Source organism: Rhizobium sp. SEMIA4064 (genome assembly GCF_003025035.1).
GTDB classification, from domain to species: domain Bacteria; phylum Pseudomonadota; class Alphaproteobacteria; order Rhizobiales; family Rhizobiaceae; genus Rhizobium; species Rhizobium paranaense.
In genome coordinates this window covers 45355-68372 of the sequence record NZ_PYJN01000018.1, presented here as the reverse complement: position 1 = coordinate 68372, position 23018 = coordinate 45355, and the positions used below count along the sequence as shown (strand labels likewise).

Sequence of the window (23018 nt, the reverse complement as noted above, 5' to 3'; positions counted from 1 at the left end):
TCAAAGCTCCTTCTGTAGGGTGGCAAGGAATTCGGCGATGGTTTCCTCGTTGCGCTTGTAGAAAATCCACTGGCCAAGGCGCTTGGTGGTTACCAGGCCGGCACGATGCAGTGTGCCGAGATGGGCGGAAACAGTGGATTGCGACAGGCCGCAACGCTCGAACTGACTGGCGCAGACACCCAGCTCCAGCGGGTGTTCCTGGGTCGGAAAATGGGTGTGCGGATCTTTGAGCTGATTGAGGATTTCGAGCCTGGCGGGATGGGCCAATGCCTTCAGTATCTCAGTTCTGTCCATGATGCTCACCAAGTGAATATCGAAAAGAGACGATTTATGTATCGTCGATTTTCGATATATCAAGGTGAGCCGCAGCAAATTATTTTACGCAATTCACGGCGGCGGCATGCTCAGAATTTGGGCAAAAAAAGAGGGCCACCGGAAAAACCAGGGCCCTTGTAGGTGTGAAGGTAAAAACCTCCAGAGGGGAACAGCTGCTGCGGTGGAACTGGGAGGAAAAGCCACCATGTGCATCAGCTAGGTGCTGTATGATGCTAATTTGTGCAGTGCGCAATGCTTTTTTGTGCATGGCAGTTATGCGTTTGCGACTTCTGGCGCAAAAAGGCAAAAAAAAGGGCCACCGGTAATAACCAGGGCCCTATAGGTATGAAGGTTAAAAAACCTCCAGAGGGGAACAGCCAATGCGGTGGAACTGGGAGGAAAAGCCACCATGTGCATCAGCTATGTGCGATATGGTAGTTAATTGGGCAGGCTTCAACTCTGTTTTGTGCATATCAGCTATGCGTCATACGCGTGACAGATATGTTACGGCGAAAAACGCTTGTAGCACAGAGTCTTAGCTCAACTAAAAGTTCCAGTTTCGTGCCTTGGCGACGATAAAATCCCGGAAAACCTTGAGCTTGGCGGCATTTTTCATTTCGTCAGGGTAGCAGAAATAGGTGTCGAAGGACGGCACATCGGCATTGATCGCGAGCTGAATCAGTCCCGGATCGCGACCGACGATGTAGTCCGGCAGAACGGCGATGCCGATGCCGAGCAGGCAGGCGCGCTTGATCGATGTCTGGCTGTTGATCTGCAGATGCGGCACGCGCTTGTTGTCAGACGAGCGGCCGGCAATTTCCAGCCAATTGACGTCGAGCAGATAGTTCGGCGCCGGTTCGCCGAAGCTGATGATGCGATGCTCGTCCAGAGCCTCCACCGACTGCGGTTCGCCGTAGCGGTTGATGTAAGAGGGGGCAGCGTAGACATGCATATGCACGGTGAAAAGCTTACGTTGGATCAGGTCCGACTGCTGTGGCTGGCGCAGGCGGATAGCGCAATCCGCATGGCGCATGTTCACATCCAGCTCCTCATTGTCGAGGATGAGCTGGATCGACATGTCGGGATAAAGCTGCAGGAATTCCTGGATCTTGTCGGTCAACCAGCCCTGGCCGAGGCCGACAGTCGTCGTCACGCGCAGCTTGCCGCTCGGCTTGTCGGTCGTCTCGGTCAATTGCATCTTGACCGTTTCGAGTTTCAAGAGAACGTCATGCGCGGTGCGATACAGCAATTCGCCCTGTTCGGTCAGGATCAGGCCGCGGGCATGACGATGGAACAGCTTGATGCCGACATCTTGCTCGAGAGCGCTGACTTGGCGGCTGATGGCGGATTGGGACAGATGCAATTTATCCGCCGCATGCGTGAACGAACCCGCTTCGGCAGCCGCGTGAAAGATACGCAGCTTGTCCCAGTCCAGTGGCATGCCGTTCCCCCTCATCGGCTGCATCACTCCGCAGCTACGGCGACGGGCATGTGCCCGGTCAAATAGCGTTCCGCCTCAAGCGCTGCCATGCAGCCCATCCCGGCTGCCGTGATCGCCTGTCGGAACGTATCGTCCGTCACGTCGCCGGCGGCGTAGATGCCTTCGACGCTGGTGGCAGTCGAATCGGGTGCGGTCCAGAGATAACCATTGTCCTTGAGCTTCAGTTTGCCCTTGAAAAGCTCGGTGGCCGGCGCATGGCCGATAGCGACAAAGACGCCGTCGATCGTAACGTCCGTAACAACGCCCGTGTGGGTGTCGCGCAGACGTGCGCCAGAAACTGACGGCGGCATCGGCGGCTTGGCCGGCGTGCCAGTGATTTCGGCAACCTCGGTATTCCAGAGGACCTTGACGTTCTCCTTGGCGAACAGGCGCTCCTGCAGGATCTTTTCGGCGCGGAACGAATCGCGGCGATGCGCCACCGTCACCGACTTGGCGATATTGGAGAGATAGAGCGCTTCCTCGACGGCGCTGTTGCCGCCGCCGACCACGATCACATCCTTATTGCGATAGAAGAAGCCGTCGCAGGTAGCGCAGGCGGAAACGCCAAAGCCTTGGAAATGCTGCTCGCTTTCGATGCCGAGCCACTTGGCCTTGGCGCCGGTCGCGATGATTAGCGTGTCGGCGGTCCAGACCTGGCCGCTGTCGGTGCGCGCAACAAACGGGCGCTTGGTGGTATCGACTTCGGTCACGAGATCGTTGACGATCTCCGCGCCGACATGCTGGGCCTGCAGCAGCATCTGCTCCATCAGCCATGGTCCTTGGATCGGATCGGCGAAGCCCGGATAGTTTTCGACATCCGTGGTGATCATGAGCTGGCCGCCTTGTTCAAGGCCGGCGATCAGAACCGGCTTCAGCATGGCGCGCGCGGCATAGACGGCAGCCGTATAGCCGGCAGGGCCGGAACCGATGATGAGCACCTTGGTGTGGCGGGCAGGCATAAGAAGTCCTTTCAATCTAAGCGCTTCGGAAGCCGCGGCTTCAAACGGGTAAAAGCAGGCGATTTCACGATCCGCCGCCCCATTTATGATTGCCGCATGCATTTATTCAAGGGCAGCCTTGCATTACTAACAGAGCAAATCTGCTTTGTGTAAGATTCGGTTACGCGAGGGAAACTTTCTTGCGTATTTTCCCGCTTTATATAGAAGCTGCCGATTGGGAATTAAAGAAAGGCAAGAAAAGTGCTGCGGGCTGAACTCGACGCCATCGATATCAAGATCTTGCGGGAACTCCAGCGCGACGGGCGCATGACCAATGTCGAACTCGCCGATCGCGTCGGCATCTCCGCGCCGCCCTGCCTGCGCCGGGTGCGCAAGCTGGAAGAAGCCGGCGTCATCGAGGGCTATCATGCGATGCTGAACAGCCCGAAGCTCGGCTTCGATCTCGTCGCCTTCTGCATGGTCGGTCTCAAACATCAGTCGGAGGCCAATCTCAAAGCTTTCGCGGCGGTGACGGCGGAGTGGCCGCTCGTGCGGCAGGCATGGATGGTTTCCGGCGACAGCGATTTCCTGCTGCATTGCGTCGCCGAAAATCTCACCCGGTTCCAGGATTTCGTCATCGAGGTGCTGACGGCGAACGAGCATGTCGACACGGTGCGCACCATGCTGACCATTCGGCAGGTGAAGAAACTCGGGCTGGTGGAGCTCTAGGACATGGCGGATCGCCCATGGCACCGATCTCTTATCAAGACGGGCGCACGCCTGCTGCTTGGCGGTTCGCGCGCCCATGCGCAGGATTGGTTTCCGGGGCTCAACATCGTGCGAGGGAACGGCGCAGGTGAGGTGTATCATCACCGCGCCAAAGTCGCGGCCCTTTCTTCCGTGGATCGTCTGCACGAAAAGTCCGACCAAGTCATCCATATCGTCGGCTCCGGCCCATCGATCCGCGACTGCGATCTGACCGGGCTTGAGAAGGGCAGCGCCATCCTGCTGAACGGTGCCATCGGGTTGATCGGCAAACAGATTGCCGAACCGCTTGCCATCGCCGTGGAGGACGAGCGTTTCGTCTGGCGGCATTCCGAGATGATGCGACGCAGGATCAAGTCCGATACGATTTGCCTGTTTTCGGTCGCCGTGCTGAGGGCGCTCTCGGAGCTCGACAGCCGCTGGTTGGCGGACAAGACGGTCATTCTGATCGACGATATCCGCAAGCCTTACGGCGCGCGCCGTCGCTCCATGGATGACATCAGGAAACTCGATTTCGTGCGACTCAATGCAACGGGTTCCGCCGGCTTTTCCTTCGCGCCGGATCGCGGTGTTTTCCAAGGCGGTTCGGTGGCCGTGTCGGCGCTGCAGTTCGCGCTTTATTGCTCGCCTAAAACGATCGGCTTCCTGGGCATTGATATTTCCAACGCCGGCGAGCCCCGTTTTTACGAGACCAGCGATGAAACCGCCTTTTCCGGAATCGCTCAGGCCGAAGGCCGTATCCTCGAACACTTGGTGCTGGCCAAGGAAATCGCCTCGGAGCGGGGCGTGACATTTGTCAATTATTCGCCGGTTTCGGCGCTGTTGAAGCATGGATTTGGTTATGATGCGCGCTTTGCCGCCGTATCGATAATCTGAGTTGCTGGGAATGGACGCATGGGTTGGCTGAAGCCGAAGATATCGGATGCGAAGCGGCTTACGATCGATCCGCCGAAGCCGCAGGAGGGCAGGCACGGCATCGCGATCGCCGCCTGCGTCAAGGATGAGGCACCCTATATCGAGGAGTGGGTGCGCTTCCACCGGGCCGTCGGTATTCGTCACTTCTATATGTATGACAACGGTTCGACGGACGAGACCCTCGCCATACTGCGAGATCTCCTCGATGCCGACACGCTGACGATCATCCCTTGGGCGGGACGTATGATCGATGCAACCACAGGAGCACCCCTGAACGGTCAAGTCATTGTCTTCGCCCACGCCATCCTCAATTTCGGCGGCGCGTACCGCTGGATGGCCTTCATCGACGTCGACGAATTCCTGCTGCCGAAGGAAGGGCAAACGGTCGAACAAGCGTTGGCTGCGGTCGGCGATTTTCCAAATGTCTCGCTGCCATGGCATATGTTCACGACGAGCGGTCACGAGAAGCGCCCAGATGGTCCGTTGGCGCTGAACTACACGATGCGTGGTGCCGATCCGATGACACGCAAGGAAAATGCCAGCAATTTCAAATGCATCATCGATCCTTGCGAAGTAACGGAAGTCAGCGTGCATCAGTTTCAGACGCGAGCATTCGGCGATCTGACGGCGAATGATGCCGGAAAGCGTTTCACGCGCCGCGCACGAAAATCGGCGGATTTCTATTCGAACCGGTTCCTGCAGCTCAACCACTACTACACCAAATCCCGTGAAGAGCTGATGGCCAAGCTGGCGCGCGGATGGTCCTACGACGCCTCGCCGACCAAGTACCGGGACAAGGTGCTGTCCGTCGTCAAAAGCATCGAAGAAGATCTGGTCGAGGATCGGGCGATGGTCGATTTCATCGAGCGCAACCGCATCGACCTTGGCCAGTAAGCCGTCGTTTCAGCGGGCGCCGCCGAGCAATTGTCGATAGATGTCGCCGATCGCCGTCGCTTCCTTTTCCAAAGCGAACTCGCTGCGGACGTGTCGCACCGCATTTTCGCCTTGGCGAAGCGCCTCTTCGGGATTGGCGAGATAGAAGGCGATTGCTTTCGTGAGCGCCTCGCCATCGCCGGCGGGCACGATCGCGCCGGTTTCTCCGGGTACGACCAATTCGGCATAGGCGCCCGCATCGGAGGCGACGACGACGGTGCGGGAGGCCATGGCCTCCAGCGGCGTCAGGCCGAAACCTTCATTGCGGGAAGGGGCGACATAAAGCGTCGCGCGACGATACCAAGGCCTGATATCGTCGACTTCGCCGAGAAAACGGATGCGGTCGGTGAGGCCGGCCGCAGCGACCATCTTAACCAATTCGTCGCCGAAGCCGCGATGCTCGGCGGTGACCCTGCCGCAGATAACGGCGGTCCAGTCCGGATAGCGCGGCAGAAGCTCGATCATCGCCTTGACGAAGAGATCCGTTCCCTTCTGATGGCGGACGCGGCCGAAGCAGCCGATCAGATAGGTGCCGGGCAGGCCGGTAGCGGCCATGCGGTCGTGTGGCACTTCCGGCGGATGAAACATGTTCAAGTCGATGCCGTGCTGGATGACGGTGTGCGGCACCTGCAGGAAGCTGCCGGAGCGCGTGCTGGTGGCGATCACGGCATCCATGCGGCGGATCAGCCAACGCGTATAGGCGGTGTGGCGGCGCTGGGCGGCCGACGTGAAGACCAGTTTCAGCGGCATGCGCAGCACGGAGCGCAGCAACAGCCCGACCAGCATCTCATTGTTGCGGCGGGCATGCCAGACACGAACGCGGTGGCGGCGCGGTTTCGTCCAGAGACCGGGCAGCCGCGACCAGCCAAGCTTTGGCAGGTCTTCCGGCAAACCCGGACCGAGCGTGGCGATATGACAGCCAAGCTCGATCTGCTTCGGGATCAATTGCACGATCGTCGAGGTAACGCCGGAGAGCCGGCGTTTGAAGTTCGTCGCGATGACCTCGATTTCGCTGAGATCGCTTGAGTGCGATACGTCGCGATCGCGCACGGGCGATCAGCCCCAGGAGACGGAGAGGATTTCGTAGGCCTTGGCGCCGCCGGGCGCGTTGACCTCGATGGAATCGCCAACCTCCTTGCCGATCAGCGCACGGGCGATCGGCGAGGAAATGGAGATGCGGCCGGCCTTCACATCCGCTTCCTGGTCTCCGACGATCTGATAGATCTTCTCTTCTTCGGTGTCCTCGTCGACGAGCTTCACCTTGGCGCCGAACTTGATCTTCGAACCGGACATCTTCGAAAGGTCGATGACTTCGGCGCGCGCCGTCAGGTCTTCAAGCTCGGTGATGCGGCCCTCGTTGTGGCTCTGGGCTTCCTTGGCGGCGTGGTACTCGGCGTTTTCGGAGAGATCGCCATGGGCACGTGCTTCCGAAATTGCCTCGATGATTCGCGGGCGCTCTTCCTGCTGACGCCAGCGCAGTTCTTCCTGCAGCTTGACGAACCCGTTCTGCGTCATCGGTACCTTTTCAACCATTTTTCTTGTCCTTCACTCCCTGCGTTGCTCTGTCGCAGACACAAAAAGAAAACAGGTCCCGAAGCGGTACTTCGGAACCATACAGAGCCATTATTCTGTCATCTATAGCAGATTGCGAAGGCCGATTTCCAGAAAATTCGGTGACTTATGGCGAAGCTGATCTTCGCCGATCCTCGTTGAGGTGTGATTTCATGCGCTCGTCGACGGGCTTGTTGGCGGCGACGAACGGCGCCAACCGCTGCGGCGGATTTACCCTGCATCGTTGGGAGGAACGTGTAATTGCGCCTGGGGCGGCGCGGCAATCTTTTTGCGATTATGTCCGTAGAGCGCCTATCCACTCAAACGAGAGGAACGAGCGTCGGCGCTAGCGATGACGAAGCCTTATTTGGCCCCGTCATCGTGAAAACAGCTCTCAGAAGTAACTCTGCAGAGGCCGGACTTCGAGGTTGCCGGCCTTCAGTGCCTTAATCGCCATGGCGGCGGCTTCGGCGCCGGCCATGGTGGTGTAATAGGGCACTTTCTGCATCAGCGTCGCGCGGCGCAGCGATTTCGAATCCGAGATCGCCTTGTTGCTGTCGGTCGTGTTGATGACGAGCTGGACCTGACGGTTGCGGATAGCGTCCTCGATATGCGGGCGGCCTTCCAGAACCTTGTTGATCTTCGTCGCCTCGATGCCATTTTCAGCGAGGAAACGCTGGGTGCCGCCGGTTGCGAGCACCTTGAAGCCTAGCTCGGTCAACATGCGGATAGCGGGCAGAACACGCGGCTTGTCGTCGTCACGAACGGAGACGAAGACGGTCCCGTCGCGCGGCAACTCGACGCCGGCGCCGAGCTGCGACTTGGCAAAGGCCAGTGCAAAATCCGTATCCAGCCCGATGACTTCGCCGGTCGAGCGCATTTCCGGTCCAAGCAGGGTGTCGACGCCGGGGAAGCGGGCGAAGGGGAAGACGGCTTCCTTGACGGCGATGTGCTTCAGCTTACGCGGATCGGGCTTTTCGCCATAGGCGGCGAAGGTCGCGTCCAGCTTTTCGCCGGCCATGACGCGGGCGGCGATCTTGGCGATCGGCGCGCCGATGGTCTTGGCGACGAAGGGTACGGTGCGCGAAGCGCGCGGGTTGACTTCAAGCACGTAGACCGTGTCATCCTTGATGGCGAACTGCACGTTCATCAAGCCGCCAACGTTCAGCGCCTTGGCCATGGCCTTTGCCTGGCGCTCCAGCTCATCGATCATGGCCGGCGACAGCGTGCGCGGCGGCAGCGAGCAGGCCGAGTCGCCCGAGTGGATGCCGGCCTCTTCGATATGCTCCATGATCCCGGCAACGTAGACGTTGGTGCCGTCTGACAGGCAGTCGACGTCGACTTCGATGGCGTTGGCGAGATAGCTGTCGAACAGCAACGGGTTTTTGCCGAGCAGGGTGTTGATCTGGCCGGTCTTGTCGTTCGGATAGCGGGCCTTGATGTCTTCCGGCACCAGTTCCGGCACCGTGTCGAGAAGATAGGTCTGCAGCATGCCTTCCGAATGAATGATCTGCATGGCGCGGCCGCCGAGGACGTAGGACGGGCGTACCACCAGCGGGAAGCCGATTTCAGCGGCGACGAGGCGGGCCTGCTCGACTGAATAGGCGATGCCGTTGTTCGGCTGATTGAGGTCGAGCTTCATCAGCAGCTTCTGGAAGCGGTCGCGGTCTTCGGCGAGGTCGATTGCGTCCGGCGCGGTGCCGAGAATCGGGATGCCGTTCTTTTCCAGCGCTTCGGCGAGCTTCAGCGGCGTCTGGCCGCCGAACTGGACGATGACGCCGACCACTTCGCCCTTTTCCTGCTCCGCGCGCAGGATTTCGATCACGTCTTCGGCGGTCAGCGGCTCGAAATAGAGACGGTCCGACGTATCGTAGTCGGTCGAGACGGTTTCCGGATTGCAGTTGATCATGATCGCTTCGTAGCCGGCATCCTTCAACGCGAAGGCGGCGTGGCAGCAGCAATAGTCGAATTCGATGCCCTGGCCGATACGGTTCGGACCGCCGCCGAGGATGACGACCTTCTTGCGATCGGAAACCTGCGCTTCCGTGCGGGCGGCGCCGACAAAGGGCGTCTCATAGGTCGAATACATATAGGCGGTCGGCGAGGCGAACTCGGCGGCGCAGGTGTCGATGCGCTTGAAGACCGGGCGGACATTCAGCCCGTTGCGCAGTTCTGCAACTTCCTTCGGGCGTTTACCGGTCAGCGTCGCGAGACGCGCGTCCGAGAAGCCCATCGCCTTCAGCATACGCAGGTTGGACGCATCTTCCGGCAGGCCATGCTCGCGGATGCGGGCTTCCATGTCGACGATCGCCTTGAACTGGGCGATGAACCACGGGTCGATCTTGCAGCCTTCGTGCACCTCTTCGGGCGACATGCCGAGGCGCAGTGCCTGGGCGACCATGCGCAGGCGGTCGGGAGTGGGCGTGCCGATGGCGGCGCGGATCGCATTCTGGCTGCCTTCGCCCTCTTCGGTGCCGGGAATTTCGATCTCATCGAGGCCGGTGAGGCCTGTTTCCAAGCCGCGAAGCGCCTTCTGCAGCGATTCCGCGAAGGTGCGGCCGATCGCCATGACTTCGCCGACCGACTTCATCGCGGTGGTCAGCACCGGCGAGGCGCCCGGGAATTTCTCGAAGGCGAAGCGTGGAATTTTCGTGACGACGTAGTCGATCGAGGGTTCGAACGATGCCGGCGTCGCACCGCCGGTGATGTCGTTTTCCAGTTCATCGAGCGTATAGCCGATCGCCAGCTTGGCCGCGACCTTGGCAATGGGGAAGCCGGTGGCCTTCGATGCGAGGGCCGACGAGCGCGACACGCGCGGGTTCATTTCGATGACGACGAGGCGGCCGTCCTGCGGATTGACGGCGAACTGCACGTTCGAGCCGCCGGTTTCCACGCCGATCTCGCGCAGAACCGCGATCGAGGCGTTGCGCATGATCTGGTATTCTTTGTCGGTCAGCGTCAGTGCCGGAGCAACGGTGATCGAATCGCCGGTATGAACGCCCATCGGGTCGATGTTTTCGATCGAGCAGATGATGATGCAATTGTCCGCCTTGTCGCGGACGACTTCCATCTCGAATTCCTTCCAGCCCAACACCGATTCCTCGATCAGGACTTCGGTGGTCGGGGAGGCATCGAGGCCGCCGCCGACGATCTCGAAGAATTCCGAGCGGTTGTAGGCGATGCCGCCGCCGGTGCCGCCGAGCGTGAAGGAAGGACGGATGATGGCGGGTAGGCCGACATGATCGAGCGCCTGGGCGGCAACCGCCATGGCGTGGTTCATATAGCGCTGCTTGCGGTCGCTTTCGCCGAGGTTCCACTGGTTTTCCAGCTCGTCCAGCGCCTTATCGAGCCCATCGCCGGAAAGCTGCGCCTTCAGCTTGGTGCGCTCGGCTTCATGCGTCTTGCGGTCGGCATCCTTGATGTCGGTGGCGTTCGCCAGCATCGAGCGCGGGGTTTCGAGGCCGATGCGGGCCATGGCTTCGCGGAAGAGGGCGCGGTCTTCGGCCATGTCGATCGCGGCCGGCTTCGCGCCGATCATCTCGACATTGTAGCGGTCGAGCACGCCCATGCGCTTCAGCGAAAGCGCCGTGTTGAGGGCCGTCTGGCCGCCCATGGTCGGCAGCAGCGCATCCGGGCGTTCCTTGGCGATGATCTTGGCGACCACTTCCGGCGTGATCGGCTCGACATAGGTCGCGTCCGCCAGGCCCGGATCGGTCATGATCGTCGCCGGGTTGGAGTTGACGAGGATGACGCGGTAGCCTTCCTCCCTAAGCGCCTTGCAGGCCTGCGTGCCGGAATAATCGAACTCGCAAGCTTGGCCAATGACGATCGGTCCTGCACCGATGATGAGGATCGATTTGATATCTTGGCGCTTCGGCATGGGCTCTCATCCGTTTTTTCGTTGCGCGAAAAACCGGCCAGGGTGGGAGATCACCGGCCGGGGCGCATGGGCAAGTCTTTTCAGGCTAGAAGCGGCTTATAGGCAAATGTATTTGCAAACGGAACCCCATAAATCGCGGAATCGACATGAATTCTACAGCCTTTGCCGCCATTAGCCAAAACGACGTTGGACAGCTTCGACATAGGAGCGGCTGACGGGCATCTCAACGCCGTCACGTGCGATGACGAAAAGCTTGCCGTTGTCGCGTTTCAGCCGGTCGACGTGTTCCGTCGCGATCCAATGGGATCGGTGCAGGCGTATGCCCTCCGTATTGCCGATTTCCGTGAGCGCATCGCCGAAACGCAGCAGGATGAGCTCCCGACCGCGTGTTGTCACAACCTCGGTATAGTGATCGCGAACGGTAAGCCTTACCAATGCACCCCGGTTTTCCGGTTTCAAGCGCAATAGAATCGGCGGCTGGGAAGCCAGCGTTCGAATCTCTGCCGCGGCGGTGAGCGTAGCTTTCGCCTCCGTGGCATCCAATCCCTCGGCCACCATCAGTATCTGCCGGTGCATGGTCAGATAGGTGAGAACACAGAAGAGGACGCAAAGCGGTATGGAGTCGAGCGAGTGATGCAGGCTGGCGGTCAGGCTGGGCGCTGTTCCGAAGAATGCGAGCTCAACGAGCGTGATACCGAAGCCAATCGGCAATGCCGCGACGACGGATCCGATCATCATCCGGGCGAACATGCTCGCTATAGCCCTGCGTAGCAGGATTTCGGCGGCGACGGAGAAGACGACCGCGCACGACCAGGCCATGGCGTGAAGGGCAAGCCAGTAGCCGAGCCGCGCTCCGGGCATCAGCCGATCAAGGGTGCCGTACGGGCCGGTCACGGCAAAGATCAGGACGATCGTGACAAAAGTCGCCCAGAAGCGCGGTGAACGCTGGATGACCTGCAATTCACGAAGCGTGGATTGCAGAAAGGTGTGATCCACGAAGATTTCCGTTCTTTTGCGCAATTTCGATTGAGAGAACAGCAATATCGCGGAAAGGCTCGATAAACTCAACCGGATACAGATGATGACTCTTGAGCCGCTTATCGATGCCCCGATCGCGATCCAGATCCATGTCGTGGCGGTCGTTCCCGCCGCCCTGCTCGGCGCCTATCTTCTCGTCAGACCGAAGGGGACGCCGAGGCACCGTCTGCTTGGCAAGATATGGTTGGCCTTGATGGTGATTGTGGCGCTGTCGAGCTTCTTCATTCATCAGATCAACATGTTTTACGGCTTCAGCCCCATTCACCTGCTTTCGGTATACACTTTGCTTAGTTGCTGGGGCGCTATCGTCAATGCCCTCAAGCACAATATCGAAGCGCACAAGCGTATCGTTAGAAGTCTTTATTTCGGCGGCGTTGTCGGTGCAGGAGCTTTTGCCTTGCTTCCGGGCCGCATCATGAACGAAGTGGCTTTCGATGGCGATGAACTCGCCCCGCTCCTGGTCGCGGCCGGTATAGGCGTCGCGCTTTTGTGGCTGACGTCGAAAGAAATGTGGCGCCGCCGTCGTTTAACCCGATAGCCAACTGGCTTTGTCCATCTTCCTGGATATATAAATGCCTAAGGGACTTTAGTTTTTAGGCATCGCCGGGAGGTGCGCTATGGATTGGAAGGGACGTCGGCAATCCGACAATATCGAGGATGAGCGTGGCTCATCGCCGATGGATGGCGGTTCGGGAGGTGGTCCCCTCGGCGGTGGCGGCATGGGCTTTCCCGGCGGCGGCATGCGGCGCGGCGGCGGTTTGAGCATCAGCACCATCATCATTCTGGTGGTGATTTTCCTTGTACTGAGGGCCATGGGCGTCGACGTCATCGGGCTCCTGCAGCAGAGCGGCGCTTTGGACGGTGGTCCAGGTTACCAGCAGAGCGATTCCCGCGGCGGCAACGCCCCGCCGGCCAACGACGAGATGAAGCAGTTCGTGGCAACAGTGCTCGCCGATACCGAAGACACATGGACCGGCATCTTCAAGTCGATGGGCAAGACCTACACCGATCCGAAGCTGGTGCTGTTCTCCGGCCGTTTCCCGTCAGCCTGCGGCACGGCATCGGCTGCGACCGGTCCTTTCTATTGCCCGAGCGACCAGAAGGTCTATCTCGACATGGCCTTCTTCCAGCAGATGAAGGATCAATTCGGCGCAGCCGGCGATTTCGCGCAGGCCTATGTGATCGCGCATGAAGTCGGCCATCATGTCCAGGACTTGCTTGGTATCCTGCCGAAGTTCAATCAGGCCCGCCAAACCATGAGCGAGGTGGACGCCAACAAGATGTCGGTGCGGATCGAGCTGCAAGCCGATTGCTTCGCCGGCGTCTGGGGCAAGTTCACCCAGCAGAAAGGCATTCTGCAGGAAGGCGACCTCGAAGAGGCGTTGAATGCCGCGCAGCAGATCGGCGACGATACGCTGCAGAAGCGCAGCCAGGGTTATGTCGTTCCGGATAGCTTCAACCACGGCACGTCGGCACAGCGTGTAAAATGGTTCAAGCAGGGTTTCCAATCCGGCAAGCTCAGCGACTGCGATACGCTGAACAATCCGGTTTAAAAGGAGAAGGTGACCCTTCCTACTTCTCGCTGTCCATGTGCGCCAATTGCGCCTCCGCATAGCGGCCGCCAGCGGCGGCGCCCTTCGGGATTGCGCGTTCGATCGCTGCGAAATCCGCTTCGGACAATTCGACGGATAGCGAGCCGAGGGCCTCGGTCAGGCGATCGCGGCGGCGGGCGCCGATGAGGGGGATGATGTCCTCGCCTTGGGCGTCGACCCAGGCAATGGCGATCTGCGCAACGCTGACGCCCTTGGCGTCGGCGATCTGGCGCAGTGCTTCCACCAGCTCCAGGTTCTTCTCAACGTTTCCGGCCTGGAAGCGCGGGCTGAAGGCACGGAAATCACCCTTCTGCGCCGCATCCTTCTGCCAGTGGCCGCTCATCAGGCCGCGGGAGAGGACGCCATAGGCGGTGATGCCGATGCCGAGTTCGCGGCAGGTTGGCAGGATTTGGTCCTCGATGCCGCGCGAGATCAGCGAATATTCGACTTGCAGATCTACGATCGGATGCACGGCAGCGGCGCGGCGGATGGTGTCGGCTCCGACTTCGGAAAGGCCGATATGCCTGACATAACCCTGCTTGATCAGATCGGCCATTGCCCCGATCTGCTCCTCGATCGGCACGTTCGGATCGAGGCGGGCAGGGCGGTAGATATCGATATACTCGACGCCGAGGCGCTGCAGCGTATAGGCGAGGAAGTTGCGGATTGCGGCTGGACGCGCATCATAGCCTGACCAGGCGCCGGCGGGATCGCGCAATGCGCCGAACTTGACGCTGATCAGGAAATCGTCGCGCTTCACCCCTTTGATCGCCTCGCCGATCAGCATTTCATTGTGGCCCATGCCATAGAAATCGCCGGTATCCAGCAGGTTGATGCCGGCGTCGAAGGCGGCGTGAATGGTGGCGATGCTCTCGGCGCGGTCGGATGGTCCGTACATGCCGGACATACCCATGCAGCCGAGGCCGATGGCGGATACTTCGGGACCGGTCTTGCCCAATTGACGCATCTGCATTTCAGTTCTCCTTCATCAGCGGCGCTCTCCGAGAGGCGTCTTCGAGATCGGTTTACTCCATCGCCTGCTGTGCGATAATCCGGTTAAATTGAAACGGGCCGTTTGGAATTTTGTATAATGAGTGATTTGCCGCTTGCCGATCTCGATGCCTTTGCTGCCGTCGCCCGTGAGCGCAGTTTTCGGGAGGCTGCGCGTAAGCGCCATGTCTCAGCGTCATCATTGAGCGAGGCGTTGCGGCGGCTCGAGGAGCGGCTCGGTGTGCGCCTGCTCAACCGTACCACCCGTAGCGTCACGCTGACAGAGGCCGGCGAGCGGCTGATCGAGCGGCTGGGACCAGCGATGGGCGAGATCGCCACAGCACTCGACGATATCAACACATTCCGCGATACTCCCGGCGGGACGCTGCGGCTCAATGTGCCCACGGTGGCCGCCATCGTGATCATACCGGGGATCATCAATCGCTTCCTGAAAGCCTATCCGGGTATCTCGGTCGAAATCGTCGCCGAAGACAGTTTTATCGATGTGCTGGCGGCGGGTTATGATGCCGGCATTCGTTACGACGAGCGGCTGGAACGGGATATGATCGCCGTGCCGATCGGGCCACGGCAGCAATGCTATGCTACCGCCGCTTCGCCGGCCTATCTTGCGGCGAATGGCACGCCTCGTCACCCGCGCGACATTCTCGACCATCGCTGTGTCCGTCACCGTTTCCTCAGCAGTTCGGCCTTTCCTTGGGAGTTCGAAAGGGAAGGCGAGACGATCGTCATTTCGCCGCCCATGGTTCTCGCCACCAATTCAGTCGATATCGAACGCTGCGCTGCCGTGGAGGGTCTCGGCATCATCCGAACCTTCAGGGAGTTCATCGCGCCGCAGATCGCAAGCGGTGAGCTGGTTCCTGTTCTTGAAGAGTGGGATACTGCCTTTCCCGGCCCGTTCCTCTATTACGCAAGCCGTCGCCATATGCCGGCGCCGCTTCGAGCCTTCGTCGATTTTCTGAAATTGGAGCAGCGGCGCGTGAACGGAGGATAGGCGCCGTCTTTGCGCCGAAGATCAAAAAAATCGGGCGGCAAATCAAGAAGATTGAAGCGTTCACGGATTGTTTCCGGCAAAATCTTTCGGTATGGGGACGCTTTGATTTTTCGTTCACGTTCTGTCTCTTCATGGAGATGGGGCCACCAATAGGCAAACTCCATGATCGATCAGAAATTTGTACGTCGCGGCCTTTTCCTCGTCTTTGTCATCCTCTTCCTCGATGTCATCGGCATTGCCATCATCATGCCGGTCATGCCGAAATACCTCGAGGAACTGACGGGCGCTTCGGTCAGCGAGGCGGCCACGGATGGCGGCTGGCTGTTGCTTGCCTATGCTGCCATGCAATTCCTGTTCTCGCCGCTGATTGGTAATCTGAGCGACCGTTTCGGCCGTCGTCCGATCCTGCTCGCTTCCGTGCTGACCTTCGCGATCGACAATTTCATCTGCGCGATCGCCGGCAGCTACTGGATATTGTTCGCCGGCCGCATCCTAGCCGGTATTAGCGGAGCAAGCTTCTCGACGTGCTCCGCCTACATCGCCGACATCAGCAATGACGAGAACCGGGCTAAGAATTTCGGGTTGATCGGCATGGCCTTCGGCGTCGGCTTCGTGCTCGGACCTGTGATCGGCGGTTTCCTCGGTGAATTCGGCCCGCGCGCTCCCTTTTATGGTGCGGCAGCGCTGTCGCTCCTGAACTTTATCGGCGCCTATTTCCTCCTTCCGGAAACGCTGGAAGCGAGGAACCGCCGCCGGTTCGAATTTTGGCGTGCCAGTCCGCTCGGCGCATTGCGGCAAGTGCGCCGCTATCAGGGCCTTGGTTGGGTCTTCGTCGTCATGTTCTTCAACTGGTTGGCGCATGGTGTCTTTCCGGCGGTCTGGTCCTTCGTCAGCTCCTATCGTTATGGATGGACCTCGCTGGAAATCGGCCTTTCGCTCGGCACCTATGGCATTGGCATGGCGCTGGTGATGGGTTTTGCTATGCCTCGCATCGTGCCGGTGCTCGGCGAATGGAAGACCGTGGTGTTCGGGCTCGTCTTTTCCGGCATCGGCTTGCTGGGATATGCCTTCGCGTGGCAGGGCTGGATGGTCTATGCGGTGATCGTAGTCACGGTGATCGAAAACGTTGCAGACGCGCCGCTGCGCTCCATTGCAGCAAGCAAGGTGCCCCCATCGGCACAGGGCGAGCTGCAAGGCGCTCTCGGCAGCCTGACCAGCATTACTGCGATCATCGGACCGGTGCTGTTTCCCTACCTGTTTCGCTATTTTACCGCACCATCGGCGCCCGTGGCTTTCGCGGGCGCTCCATTCATCATGTCCGCGTTGCTGATTGCGGCCGCAGTGTTCGTCTTTGTTGCCAAGGTGCACAAGAACGAATCGAAAGCCGCGGTGGAACCGGCCGTTCAGGAAGTGGCCTAAATATTCATCAGATATTTTGATGATATGATGAATTCTTCAGCATCGGGGTTTTGCCGACTGGCTTTTCGGGTCAAGTTGCGCTAAGCCGATGGGCTTGCGCACCCCTGGGTAGGCGGTTTGCGCTTTCTTAAATCGAGTTTTCAAGATGGATACGCCGGTAGCTGCGCGCCCCTTCGCGCACGACAATAATAATTCGTGGTCTGCGCATGTCCGCGCCACCCTGGCGCTCGGCATACCGCTGATCGGCGCGCAACTGGCGCAGCTTGGCATCAACACAACGGATGTGATGATCGTCGGCCGTCTCGGTGCCGAGCAACTGGCAGCCATGGTGCTCTCTGCGCAGTTTCTCTTCACGATCCTGATTTTCGGTTCGGGCTTTTCCATCGCCGTCGTACCGCTGGTGGCTCAGGCCTATGGTAGGGGCGATGTGGCTTCGGTGCGCCGTGCATTGCGCATGGGCCTATGGGTCGTCACGGCCTATTGGCTGGTGGCGCAGCCGGCCTTTCTTTATTCGGAGCAGATCCTTCTTGCGGCTGGGCAAAAGCCGGATGTCGCGAGGCTTGCGAGCGGCTATATTGCGATCGGCCACTTCGCCGTGCTGCCGGGGCTGCTTTACAACGTCATTCGCGCACTCGTGAGCGCCATTGGCCGCGCCGGCATCATCCTCAAGGTCACCATTGCCATGCTGGTGATGAATGCGGTGCTTGCCTACTGCCTGGTGCTCGGCCATTTCGGCATGCCGGCGCTCGGGCTGCATGGTGCGGCGATCGTCTCCGTTGCGGTGCAGACGGCGGGGTTCCTGTTCATTCTCGGCTATGTGCAGAGCCGCGAAGAGACGCGCCGCTACGAAATCTTCGTCCGTCTTTGGCGGCCGGATTGGCATGCGCTCTGGGAAGTCGTTCGCCTTGGCTTTCCAATCAGCATCACGGTTCTGGCCGAGGTCAGCCTGTTTACGGCCGCTTCGCTGTTGATGGGGCAGATCGGTACGATTGAGCTCGCCGCGCATGGTATCGCGCTGCAGTGGGCGTCGATCGCCTTCATGATCCCGCTCGGCCTCAGCCAGGCGGCGACCGTGCGGGTCGGTGTTGCGCACGGGCAGGGTGATCATCTCGGCCTAAAGCGCGCGGCAATCGTGGCGCTTATCGTTTCGAGCTGCATTGCGCTCTGCGGCAGCATCCTGTTCGCGACGGCGCCGGCGTGGCTGGGAAGCTGGTTCCTTGACGTCAAGTCGGCAGAAGCGCCGCAGGTGCTCGCCTATGCGGCGCCGCTGATCGTCGTGGCCGGCCTGTTCCAGCTTGTGGATGGACTGCAGGCAATCGCCAGCGGTCTGCTGCGCGGTTTGAAGGACGCGCGCGTGCCGATGATCATGGCGCTGATCGCCTATTGGCCGATCGGTTTCTTCCTGGCATGGCTGCTTGCCTTCCCGCTTGGCTTCGGTGGGATCGGTATCTGGTTCGGCTTTCTTCTGGGGCTGGCCTCGGCCGCAACGATGCTCTGCACGCGGTTCTACATCCTGGTGCGCTCGGAGAAATTGGCTGGCTGACGCCGGTCAATTTGACGCCGGAGCGGGCAAGACTGCTGACAAAAATTGACAGCATGGTCGTCTATATTGGTGCCATACCAACGACGGGAGACGATCATGATTTTCAAGGCAAGCAATCGTAACGATGCCGCGCTGTTCCCGCGGGAAGAATCGATCAGTCAGGGTGCACCGGTGCGCCTCCTGCCGCATGCCAACGTGTCTCGCGGAGAACCCAAGCCTGCCGAGAAATCCTATTGGCTGGCAGTGGCTTCCACGGAGCACGTTCGCCTCGGGCGCGAACATGGCTTCATGCAGGTTTGCCACGGCAAGCCGGGTCCGCTGAAGCGCATCAAGCCGGGTGACGGCATCGTCTATTATTCGCCATCGCTGACGATGGGAGACCGGGACGGTTTCCAAAGCTTCACGGCCATCGGCTATGTCCGCGAGGGCGGGGTTTATCAGGCGCAGATGGATTGCGGAAAAGCCTATCGGCGCGATGTCGATTGGCTCGATGCGCCCGAGCAGCCGCTTCGTCCCTTGCTGGGTTGGCTGGATTTTACCCAGGATAAGAACTGGGGCTACAGATTGAGATTCGGGCTCGTCGACTTTGGACAGTCCGATTTCGAATTCCTGCAGGAGATCATGATGAGCGAACTGGAAGTCGTAAAGCAGCGTCGCCTGCAGGCGTAAGCCGATGTGAAGACATAGAGCGGTTCAGCGTTTCACGGAATCGCTTTCCCGCTCTATCCCTTTGTTTTTGCGCATTCCGGACGGAAAACCGCTGCGCACTTTTCCTGGAAGTGCTCTATACCTCCCAACTTGACGCGTAAAAAAAAGCCTCGGATTGATCGCGAATCCGAGGCTTTCTTATGTGTTAGGCGGCTGATGCGCTCAGGCGCGCTCGGCCAAAGCCGGTTCGCCCTTCTTCTCGCGCACCAGATTGACGAAGCGGCGGAAGAGGTAGTGGCTGTCCTGGGGGCCCGGAGAGGCTTCCGGGTGATGCTGCACGGAGAAGACCGGCTTGCCGGAAACGCGCAGGCCGCAATTGCTGCCGTCGAACAGCGAAACGTGAGTCTCCTCAACGCCTTGTGGGAGCGAGCTCGAGTCGACTGCGAAGCCATGGTTCATCGAGACGATCTCGACCTTGCCCGTCGTGTGATCCTTGACCGGATGGTTGGCGCCGTGGTGACCCTGATGCATCTTCGCCGTCTTGGCGCCGAGCGCGAGGCCGAGCATCTGGTGACCGAGGCAGATGCCGAACAACGGGATTTCGGTCTTCAGCAGGTCCTTGATGACAGGCACGGCATATTCGCCGGTTGCCGCCGGGTCGCCCGGACCGTTCGACAGGAAAATACCGTCGGGCTTCAAAGCCAAGACATCATCGGTGGATGCGGTCGCCGGCAATACGGTGACCTTGCAATCGAGGCCTGAGAAGAGGCGCAGGATATTGCGCTTGACGCCGTAATCGAGGCAGACGACGTGATATTTGGCATCGTCGGCGTTGAGTTCGCCGTAGCCTTCGTTCCAAATCCAAGGCGTCTGGGACCATTGCGACGATTGGCCTGACGTGGCGACCTTGGCGAGGTCGAGGCCTTCCAGGCCGCTCCAGGACTTCGCATCCGCCTTCAATTGCTCGATATCGAAGACGCCGTTCGGATCATGGGCGATGACGCCGTTGGGCATGCCGTTTTCGCGGATCCAGGCGGTCAGCGCGCGGGTGTCGATGCCGCACATGCCGATGATGCCGCGAGCCTTCAGCCACTGGTCGAGATGCTTTGCGGCGCGGTAGTTCGAGGGATCGGTGATATCGGCCTTGAAGACGACGCCGACGGCGCCATGCCGGGCGGCAGGCGTCAGATCTTCGATGTCTTCGTCATTGGTGCCGACATTGCCGATATGGGGGAAGGTGAAGGTAACGATCTGGCCGAGATAGGAGGGGTCGGTCAGGATTTCCTCGTAGCCGGTCAGCGCCGTGTTGAAGCAGACTTCGGCTTGGACCTTGCCGGTCGCGCCGATACCCTTGCCTTCGATTACGGTGCCGTCGGCGAGAACGAGCAGGGCACTCGGCTTTTCAGTTGTCCATGGGGCTGTCGCGGTCATTGTCATCCCGTTTCCGGCGTCGTGCGCGGCCTTGAAAAGACCGTGGGCTTCCGCCATGTTTGTGCCGATTGCAGCCGGCGACGTGCGTCGCGGCTTGAGACCTTCATATCGATCTAATGTGCAGGTGCTGGACATAGCCAAACAAGGCGTGTCGGTCAATGCGCCCCGTTCGTTTCCCGCCAAGGAATTCGCCGGCTTTCGAGCAAACCTGATGTAATTGCATTGATCGCCGCTGATGGTCTATGAGACTGGCAACGTGAAATGAGAGGCTAGGCGATCGTCGCCGGCTTGCTTAAGGAGTTTAAGACATGATCCGCGAAACGCTTTCCAACGCCCAGAAAGATGCCATGAAGGCCAAGGACGCGGCGAGGCTTTCGACCGTGCGCCTCATCCTCGCCGCGATCAAGGACAAGGACATTGCCAATCGTGGTCTCGGCAAGGAACAGGCAAGCGACGACGAGATTCTGCAGTTGCTCGCCAAGATGATCAAGCAGCGCGAAGAGTCGGTGAAGATCTACATGGATGGCGGACGTCCGGAACTGGCCGACAAGGAACGCGAGGAAATCGCTGTTATCCAGGGCTTCATGCCTGAGCAGCTTTCCGACGAGAAGGTGCGCGAGATCTGCGTCGCCGTCGTGGCGGAACTGGGTGCGCAGGGTCTGAAGGACATGGGCAAGTGCGTCGCCGCCCTGCGCGAGCGCTATGCCGGGCAGATGGATTTCGCCAAGGCTTCGGCGATCCTCAAAGAGCTGCTGAAGTAAGTCTTTGTTGCTCCGTCGGTGCGGGCTCGGGCTGCGCGCCGACGGTTTCTTCCCAGACATTGCCGATGATGGCGAATTTTTCGGCCTGGTAGTCCCAATATTCCTGAATGAAGCCGCGGGAGAGCCAGAAGTGGCTCTTGCCCGGACTGCCGACCCAGCCCACGCTTCCCATCGCCGATGCCTTGCTCATCAGCCGTTTCACATGCGTTCTGGAGATCAGGAAGCGTTCGCAGATCTCGCTGAACGAAATCGGACCGATATCCATTCTCGCCGCCGTCGGATCCATCGTTCCGATGCGGGAGATCAGATAATCCATGATGACGCCGCCGGAATTTGCCCAGGTGAAGAGATCGAAGGTCTCGCCGGGATGGCGAACTCGGTCGCTGGCAATGATTCTGGATGCGACTGTCGGCTGCAGCACTGCAACGAGTTCCGGTCGTTCGACAAAAGTCGCAATCCGCTGGCTGCCATCCAGGCTGTCGAGCACCATGAGGTGGATATAAAACCATTTCGCGAGCTGTTCGACCGCCGCTTCGGTCGGCTCGATCGGGCGCAGGCGCTTGTCGGGTGAGTCGGGCAGATGGCGCATATAGCGATAGGCGAGCATTTCCTGGATGAAGCTCAGCGCCGTATTGTGGCTGGCGATCTCATGTTTGAGAACGTAATCCACAAAGCGGCGGGCATAGAAGCCCGGCGGCTCTCCGTCTATTCCGCCGTAATGCAGTCCGAGGCCGGCTTGGGCCATCAGCCAACGTTGCTGGGAAGCAAAAACAGAGCTCATGCGTGGATTGCCAACGTATGCGGCAACCATCTCGCGCGAGCAGCCGAGAACAATTGTGAAGAAACGAAGATCAGAGGCAAGTTCTTCCGCAACGAATGACATATGAAGATTTCCAATGAGCCGGGGAATTCATCGGCGCGGCGGTGTCAATTGTCAATTGAATTTGGATGTCATGGCGTAAATGGAGTATTGCTAATATATCCGCTCCGGCTAGAGCTTTGATGAGCTGGGGGCAATCGCCGAAACGGCGTCGAATTTAGCGCGCTTTGCGCCACCCTTGACCGCAAATAGAGAAGGCAGGAGCTGGGGGAGCTCCTGCCTTCTTGCGCTTTGCAGGCGTTTGATGACGCAGGGTGGGGCCCAAAAATCAAACGTCTTTTGCAAAGGCACCCAGGTGAGGCGGCGCCGGGGGTAGGGATGGTGCCTCACCTGGGTATGGGTGAACTTTACTTGATGATCCTGACTTGCTCTGGCGAATCCATGCCTTGCGACTGCAACCAGGATATCTGAACCTTGATGCCGGCTTTGAGGGCCGGAACTTTCATATCAACGGGTACCTGATAATCGGCCCCGGTATAAAGCACGTTCGTCGTCACCGCCGGTGCTACACCCTGCGTTGTCGTAGCCGAGCTATAGTTAGCTGTGGCGAAGAGGGCAGCGGCAGCAAAGGGTACGAGCAGAACGCGCATTTGAATTCTCCCAAACTGGAAACCTGTACCTCTGGCTTCCTGTCCGTCGGGGCGTCTAGGCATGTCGCGTCGCGAAGCATTTGTTCGCCGGCTTGTCTCGTCCCGTGAGAAGAAAGCTATTGCGCTGCACACCAACAATCAAATTACAAAAAAATAATGTTTGGCTTACGAACTATGCCTCAAATGCGCCACCGGCAGGGAAGAACGCGCGCCTTTCGACCTTCGGCAACGGTTGCCGCTTGCGTCGTTTTTCGCCCTTAACTGCTCATCCTTATAATCAGTAACTCTTTGCTTTTGCGAAGTTTTCGGCACGGTCTAGCTGTGGTGCCGGGTTTTT

Annotated in this window: 21 protein-coding genes; 10 read left to right on the top strand and 11 right to left on the bottom strand. The window is 59.5% G+C overall.

The features are described 5' to 3' along the window. The 3 genes from C9E91_RS12565 to trxB form a co-directional block, all read right to left on the bottom strand. On the bottom strand, nucleotides 1–294 hold the full coding sequence (locus C9E91_RS12565; RefSeq protein WP_107108841.1) for an ArsR/SmtB family transcription factor: 294 nt from the start codon (nucleotides 292–294) through the stop codon (nucleotides 1–3). 565 nt (nucleotides 295–859) lie between these two features. Continuing rightward, entirely contained in the window at nucleotides 860–1756 is an 897-nt protein-coding gene (locus tag C9E91_RS12555) for a LysR family transcriptional regulator VtlR (RefSeq protein WP_104823709.1), read from the bottom strand. Between the two features lie 23 nt (nucleotides 1757–1779). Continuing rightward, the gene (gene trxB, locus C9E91_RS12550) at nucleotides 1780–2754 is read right to left on the bottom strand and encodes a thioredoxin-disulfide reductase (protein ID WP_107108626.1); all 975 of its coding nucleotides are present in this window, start codon (nucleotides 2752–2754) and stop codon (nucleotides 1780–1782) included. Nucleotides 2755–2994: 240 nt separating this feature from the next. Here trxB and C9E91_RS12545 point away from each other — a divergent pair, with 240 nt between their 5' ends. The 3 genes from C9E91_RS12545 to C9E91_RS12535 are packed head-to-tail and all read left to right on the top strand — an operon-like array spanning nucleotide 2995 to nucleotide 5307. Beyond that, nucleotides 2995–3462, top strand: a complete 468-nt coding sequence (locus C9E91_RS12545) for an Lrp/AsnC family transcriptional regulator (protein WP_104823707.1) — start codon at nucleotides 2995–2997, stop codon at nucleotides 3460–3462. A gap of 3 nt (nucleotides 3463–3465) precedes the next feature. After that, on the top strand, nucleotides 3466–4374 hold the full coding sequence (locus C9E91_RS12540) for a WaaZ-like lipopolysaccharide core biosynthesis protein (RefSeq protein ID WP_107108625.1): 909 nt from the start codon (nucleotides 3466–3468) through the stop codon (nucleotides 4372–4374). A gap of 18 nt (nucleotides 4375–4392) precedes the next feature. Next, nucleotides 4393–5307 (top strand): glycosyltransferase family 92 protein, encoded by a 915-nt coding sequence (locus tag C9E91_RS12535; RefSeq protein WP_107108624.1) that lies wholly within the window; start codon nucleotides 4393–4395, stop codon nucleotides 5305–5307. A gap of 9 nt (nucleotides 5308–5316) precedes the next feature. On the opposite strand, the gene C9E91_RS12530 is transcribed toward C9E91_RS12535, so the two are convergent. From C9E91_RS12530 to C9E91_RS12515, 4 genes are all read right to left on the bottom strand, one after another. Further along, entirely contained in the window at nucleotides 5317–6396 is a 1080-nt protein-coding gene (locus tag C9E91_RS12530; RefSeq protein WP_107108623.1) for a glycosyltransferase family 4 protein, read from the bottom strand. A gap of 6 nt (nucleotides 6397–6402) precedes the next feature. Next, the gene (greA, locus tag C9E91_RS12525; RefSeq protein ID WP_107108622.1) at nucleotides 6403–6879 is read right to left on the bottom strand and encodes a transcription elongation factor GreA; all 477 of its coding nucleotides are present in this window, start codon (nucleotides 6877–6879) and stop codon (nucleotides 6403–6405) included. 412 nt (nucleotides 6880–7291) lie between these two features. Next, nucleotides 7292–10777 carry a carbamoyl-phosphate synthase large subunit gene (gene carB, locus C9E91_RS12520; protein WP_107108621.1) on the bottom strand — a complete coding sequence of 1162 codons (3486 nt, stop codon included), beginning with the start codon at nucleotides 10775–10777 and terminating at the stop codon, nucleotides 7292–7294. A 171-nt stretch (nucleotides 10778–10948) separates the two neighbouring features. Further along, nucleotides 10949–11773, bottom strand: a complete 825-nt coding sequence (locus C9E91_RS12515; protein ID WP_107108620.1) for a LytTR family DNA-binding domain-containing protein — start codon at nucleotides 11771–11773, stop codon at nucleotides 10949–10951. A gap of 85 nt (nucleotides 11774–11858) precedes the next feature. Here C9E91_RS12515 and C9E91_RS12510 point away from each other — a divergent pair, with 85 nt between their 5' ends. Then, on the top strand, nucleotides 11859–12353 hold the full coding sequence (locus C9E91_RS12510) for a DUF2306 domain-containing protein (RefSeq protein ID WP_107108840.1): 495 nt from the start codon (nucleotides 11859–11861) through the stop codon (nucleotides 12351–12353). 79 nt (nucleotides 12354–12432) lie between these two features. Continuing rightward, nucleotides 12433–13368, top strand: coding sequence for a KPN_02809 family neutral zinc metallopeptidase (gene ypfJ / locus C9E91_RS12505; RefSeq protein WP_107108619.1), 936 nt, complete (start codon nucleotides 12433–12435; stop codon nucleotides 13366–13368). A 19-nt stretch (nucleotides 13369–13387) separates the two neighbouring features. Here the strand turns inward: ypfJ and C9E91_RS12500 are convergent, their stop codons facing one another. After that, entirely contained in the window at nucleotides 13388–14380 is a 993-nt protein-coding gene (locus tag C9E91_RS12500; RefSeq protein WP_107108618.1) for an aldo/keto reductase, read from the bottom strand. A gap of 117 nt (nucleotides 14381–14497) precedes the next feature. Between C9E91_RS12500 and C9E91_RS12495 the strand changes: the two genes are divergently transcribed. The 4 genes from C9E91_RS12495 to C9E91_RS12480 all read left to right on the top strand — a co-directional run bounded on the left by C9E91_RS12495 (nucleotide 14498) and on the right by C9E91_RS12480 (nucleotide 19040). After that, nucleotides 14498–15409, top strand: a complete 912-nt coding sequence (locus C9E91_RS12495; protein WP_107108617.1) for a LysR family transcriptional regulator — start codon at nucleotides 14498–14500, stop codon at nucleotides 15407–15409. A gap of 162 nt (nucleotides 15410–15571) precedes the next feature. Beyond that, nucleotides 15572–16828 (top strand): TCR/Tet family MFS transporter, encoded by a 1257-nt coding sequence (locus C9E91_RS12490; RefSeq protein ID WP_107108616.1) that lies wholly within the window; start codon nucleotides 15572–15574, stop codon nucleotides 16826–16828. 145 nt (nucleotides 16829–16973) lie between these two features. After that, a complete protein-coding gene (locus C9E91_RS12485; RefSeq protein WP_107108615.1) occupies nucleotides 16974–18371 on the top strand; it encodes an MATE family efflux transporter in 1398 nt (465 codons plus the stop codon). Between the two features lie 96 nt (nucleotides 18372–18467). Continuing rightward, nucleotides 18468–19040, top strand: a complete 573-nt coding sequence (locus tag C9E91_RS12480; RefSeq protein WP_107108614.1) for an EVE domain-containing protein — start codon at nucleotides 18468–18470, stop codon at nucleotides 19038–19040. Between the two features lie 201 nt (nucleotides 19041–19241). Here C9E91_RS12480 and carA read toward each other — a convergent pair whose 3' ends face one another. Then, on the bottom strand, nucleotides 19242–20450 hold the full coding sequence (carA, locus tag C9E91_RS12475; RefSeq protein WP_107108839.1) for a glutamine-hydrolyzing carbamoyl-phosphate synthase small subunit: 1209 nt from the start codon (nucleotides 20448–20450) through the stop codon (nucleotides 19242–19244). A gap of 308 nt (nucleotides 20451–20758) precedes the next feature. Between carA and C9E91_RS12470 the strand changes: the two genes are divergently transcribed. After that, on the top strand, nucleotides 20759–21211 hold the full coding sequence (locus tag C9E91_RS12470; RefSeq protein WP_107108613.1) for a GatB/YqeY domain-containing protein: 453 nt from the start codon (nucleotides 20759–20761) through the stop codon (nucleotides 21209–21211). Here the strand turns inward: C9E91_RS12470 and C9E91_RS12465 are convergent. Continuing rightward, nucleotides 21192–21992 carry a hypothetical protein gene (locus C9E91_RS12465; protein ID WP_245407482.1) on the bottom strand — a complete coding sequence of 267 codons (801 nt, stop codon included), beginning with the start codon at nucleotides 21990–21992 and terminating at the stop codon, nucleotides 21192–21194. The two genes, C9E91_RS12470 and C9E91_RS12465, sit on opposite strands and share 20 nt — an antisense overlap. Nucleotides 21993–22438: 446 nt before the next feature. Continuing rightward, a complete protein-coding gene (locus C9E91_RS12460) occupies nucleotides 22439–22681 on the bottom strand; it encodes a DUF1344 domain-containing protein (protein ID WP_107108612.1) in 243 nt (80 codons plus the stop codon). Nucleotides 22682–23018: the final 337 nt, after the last annotated feature.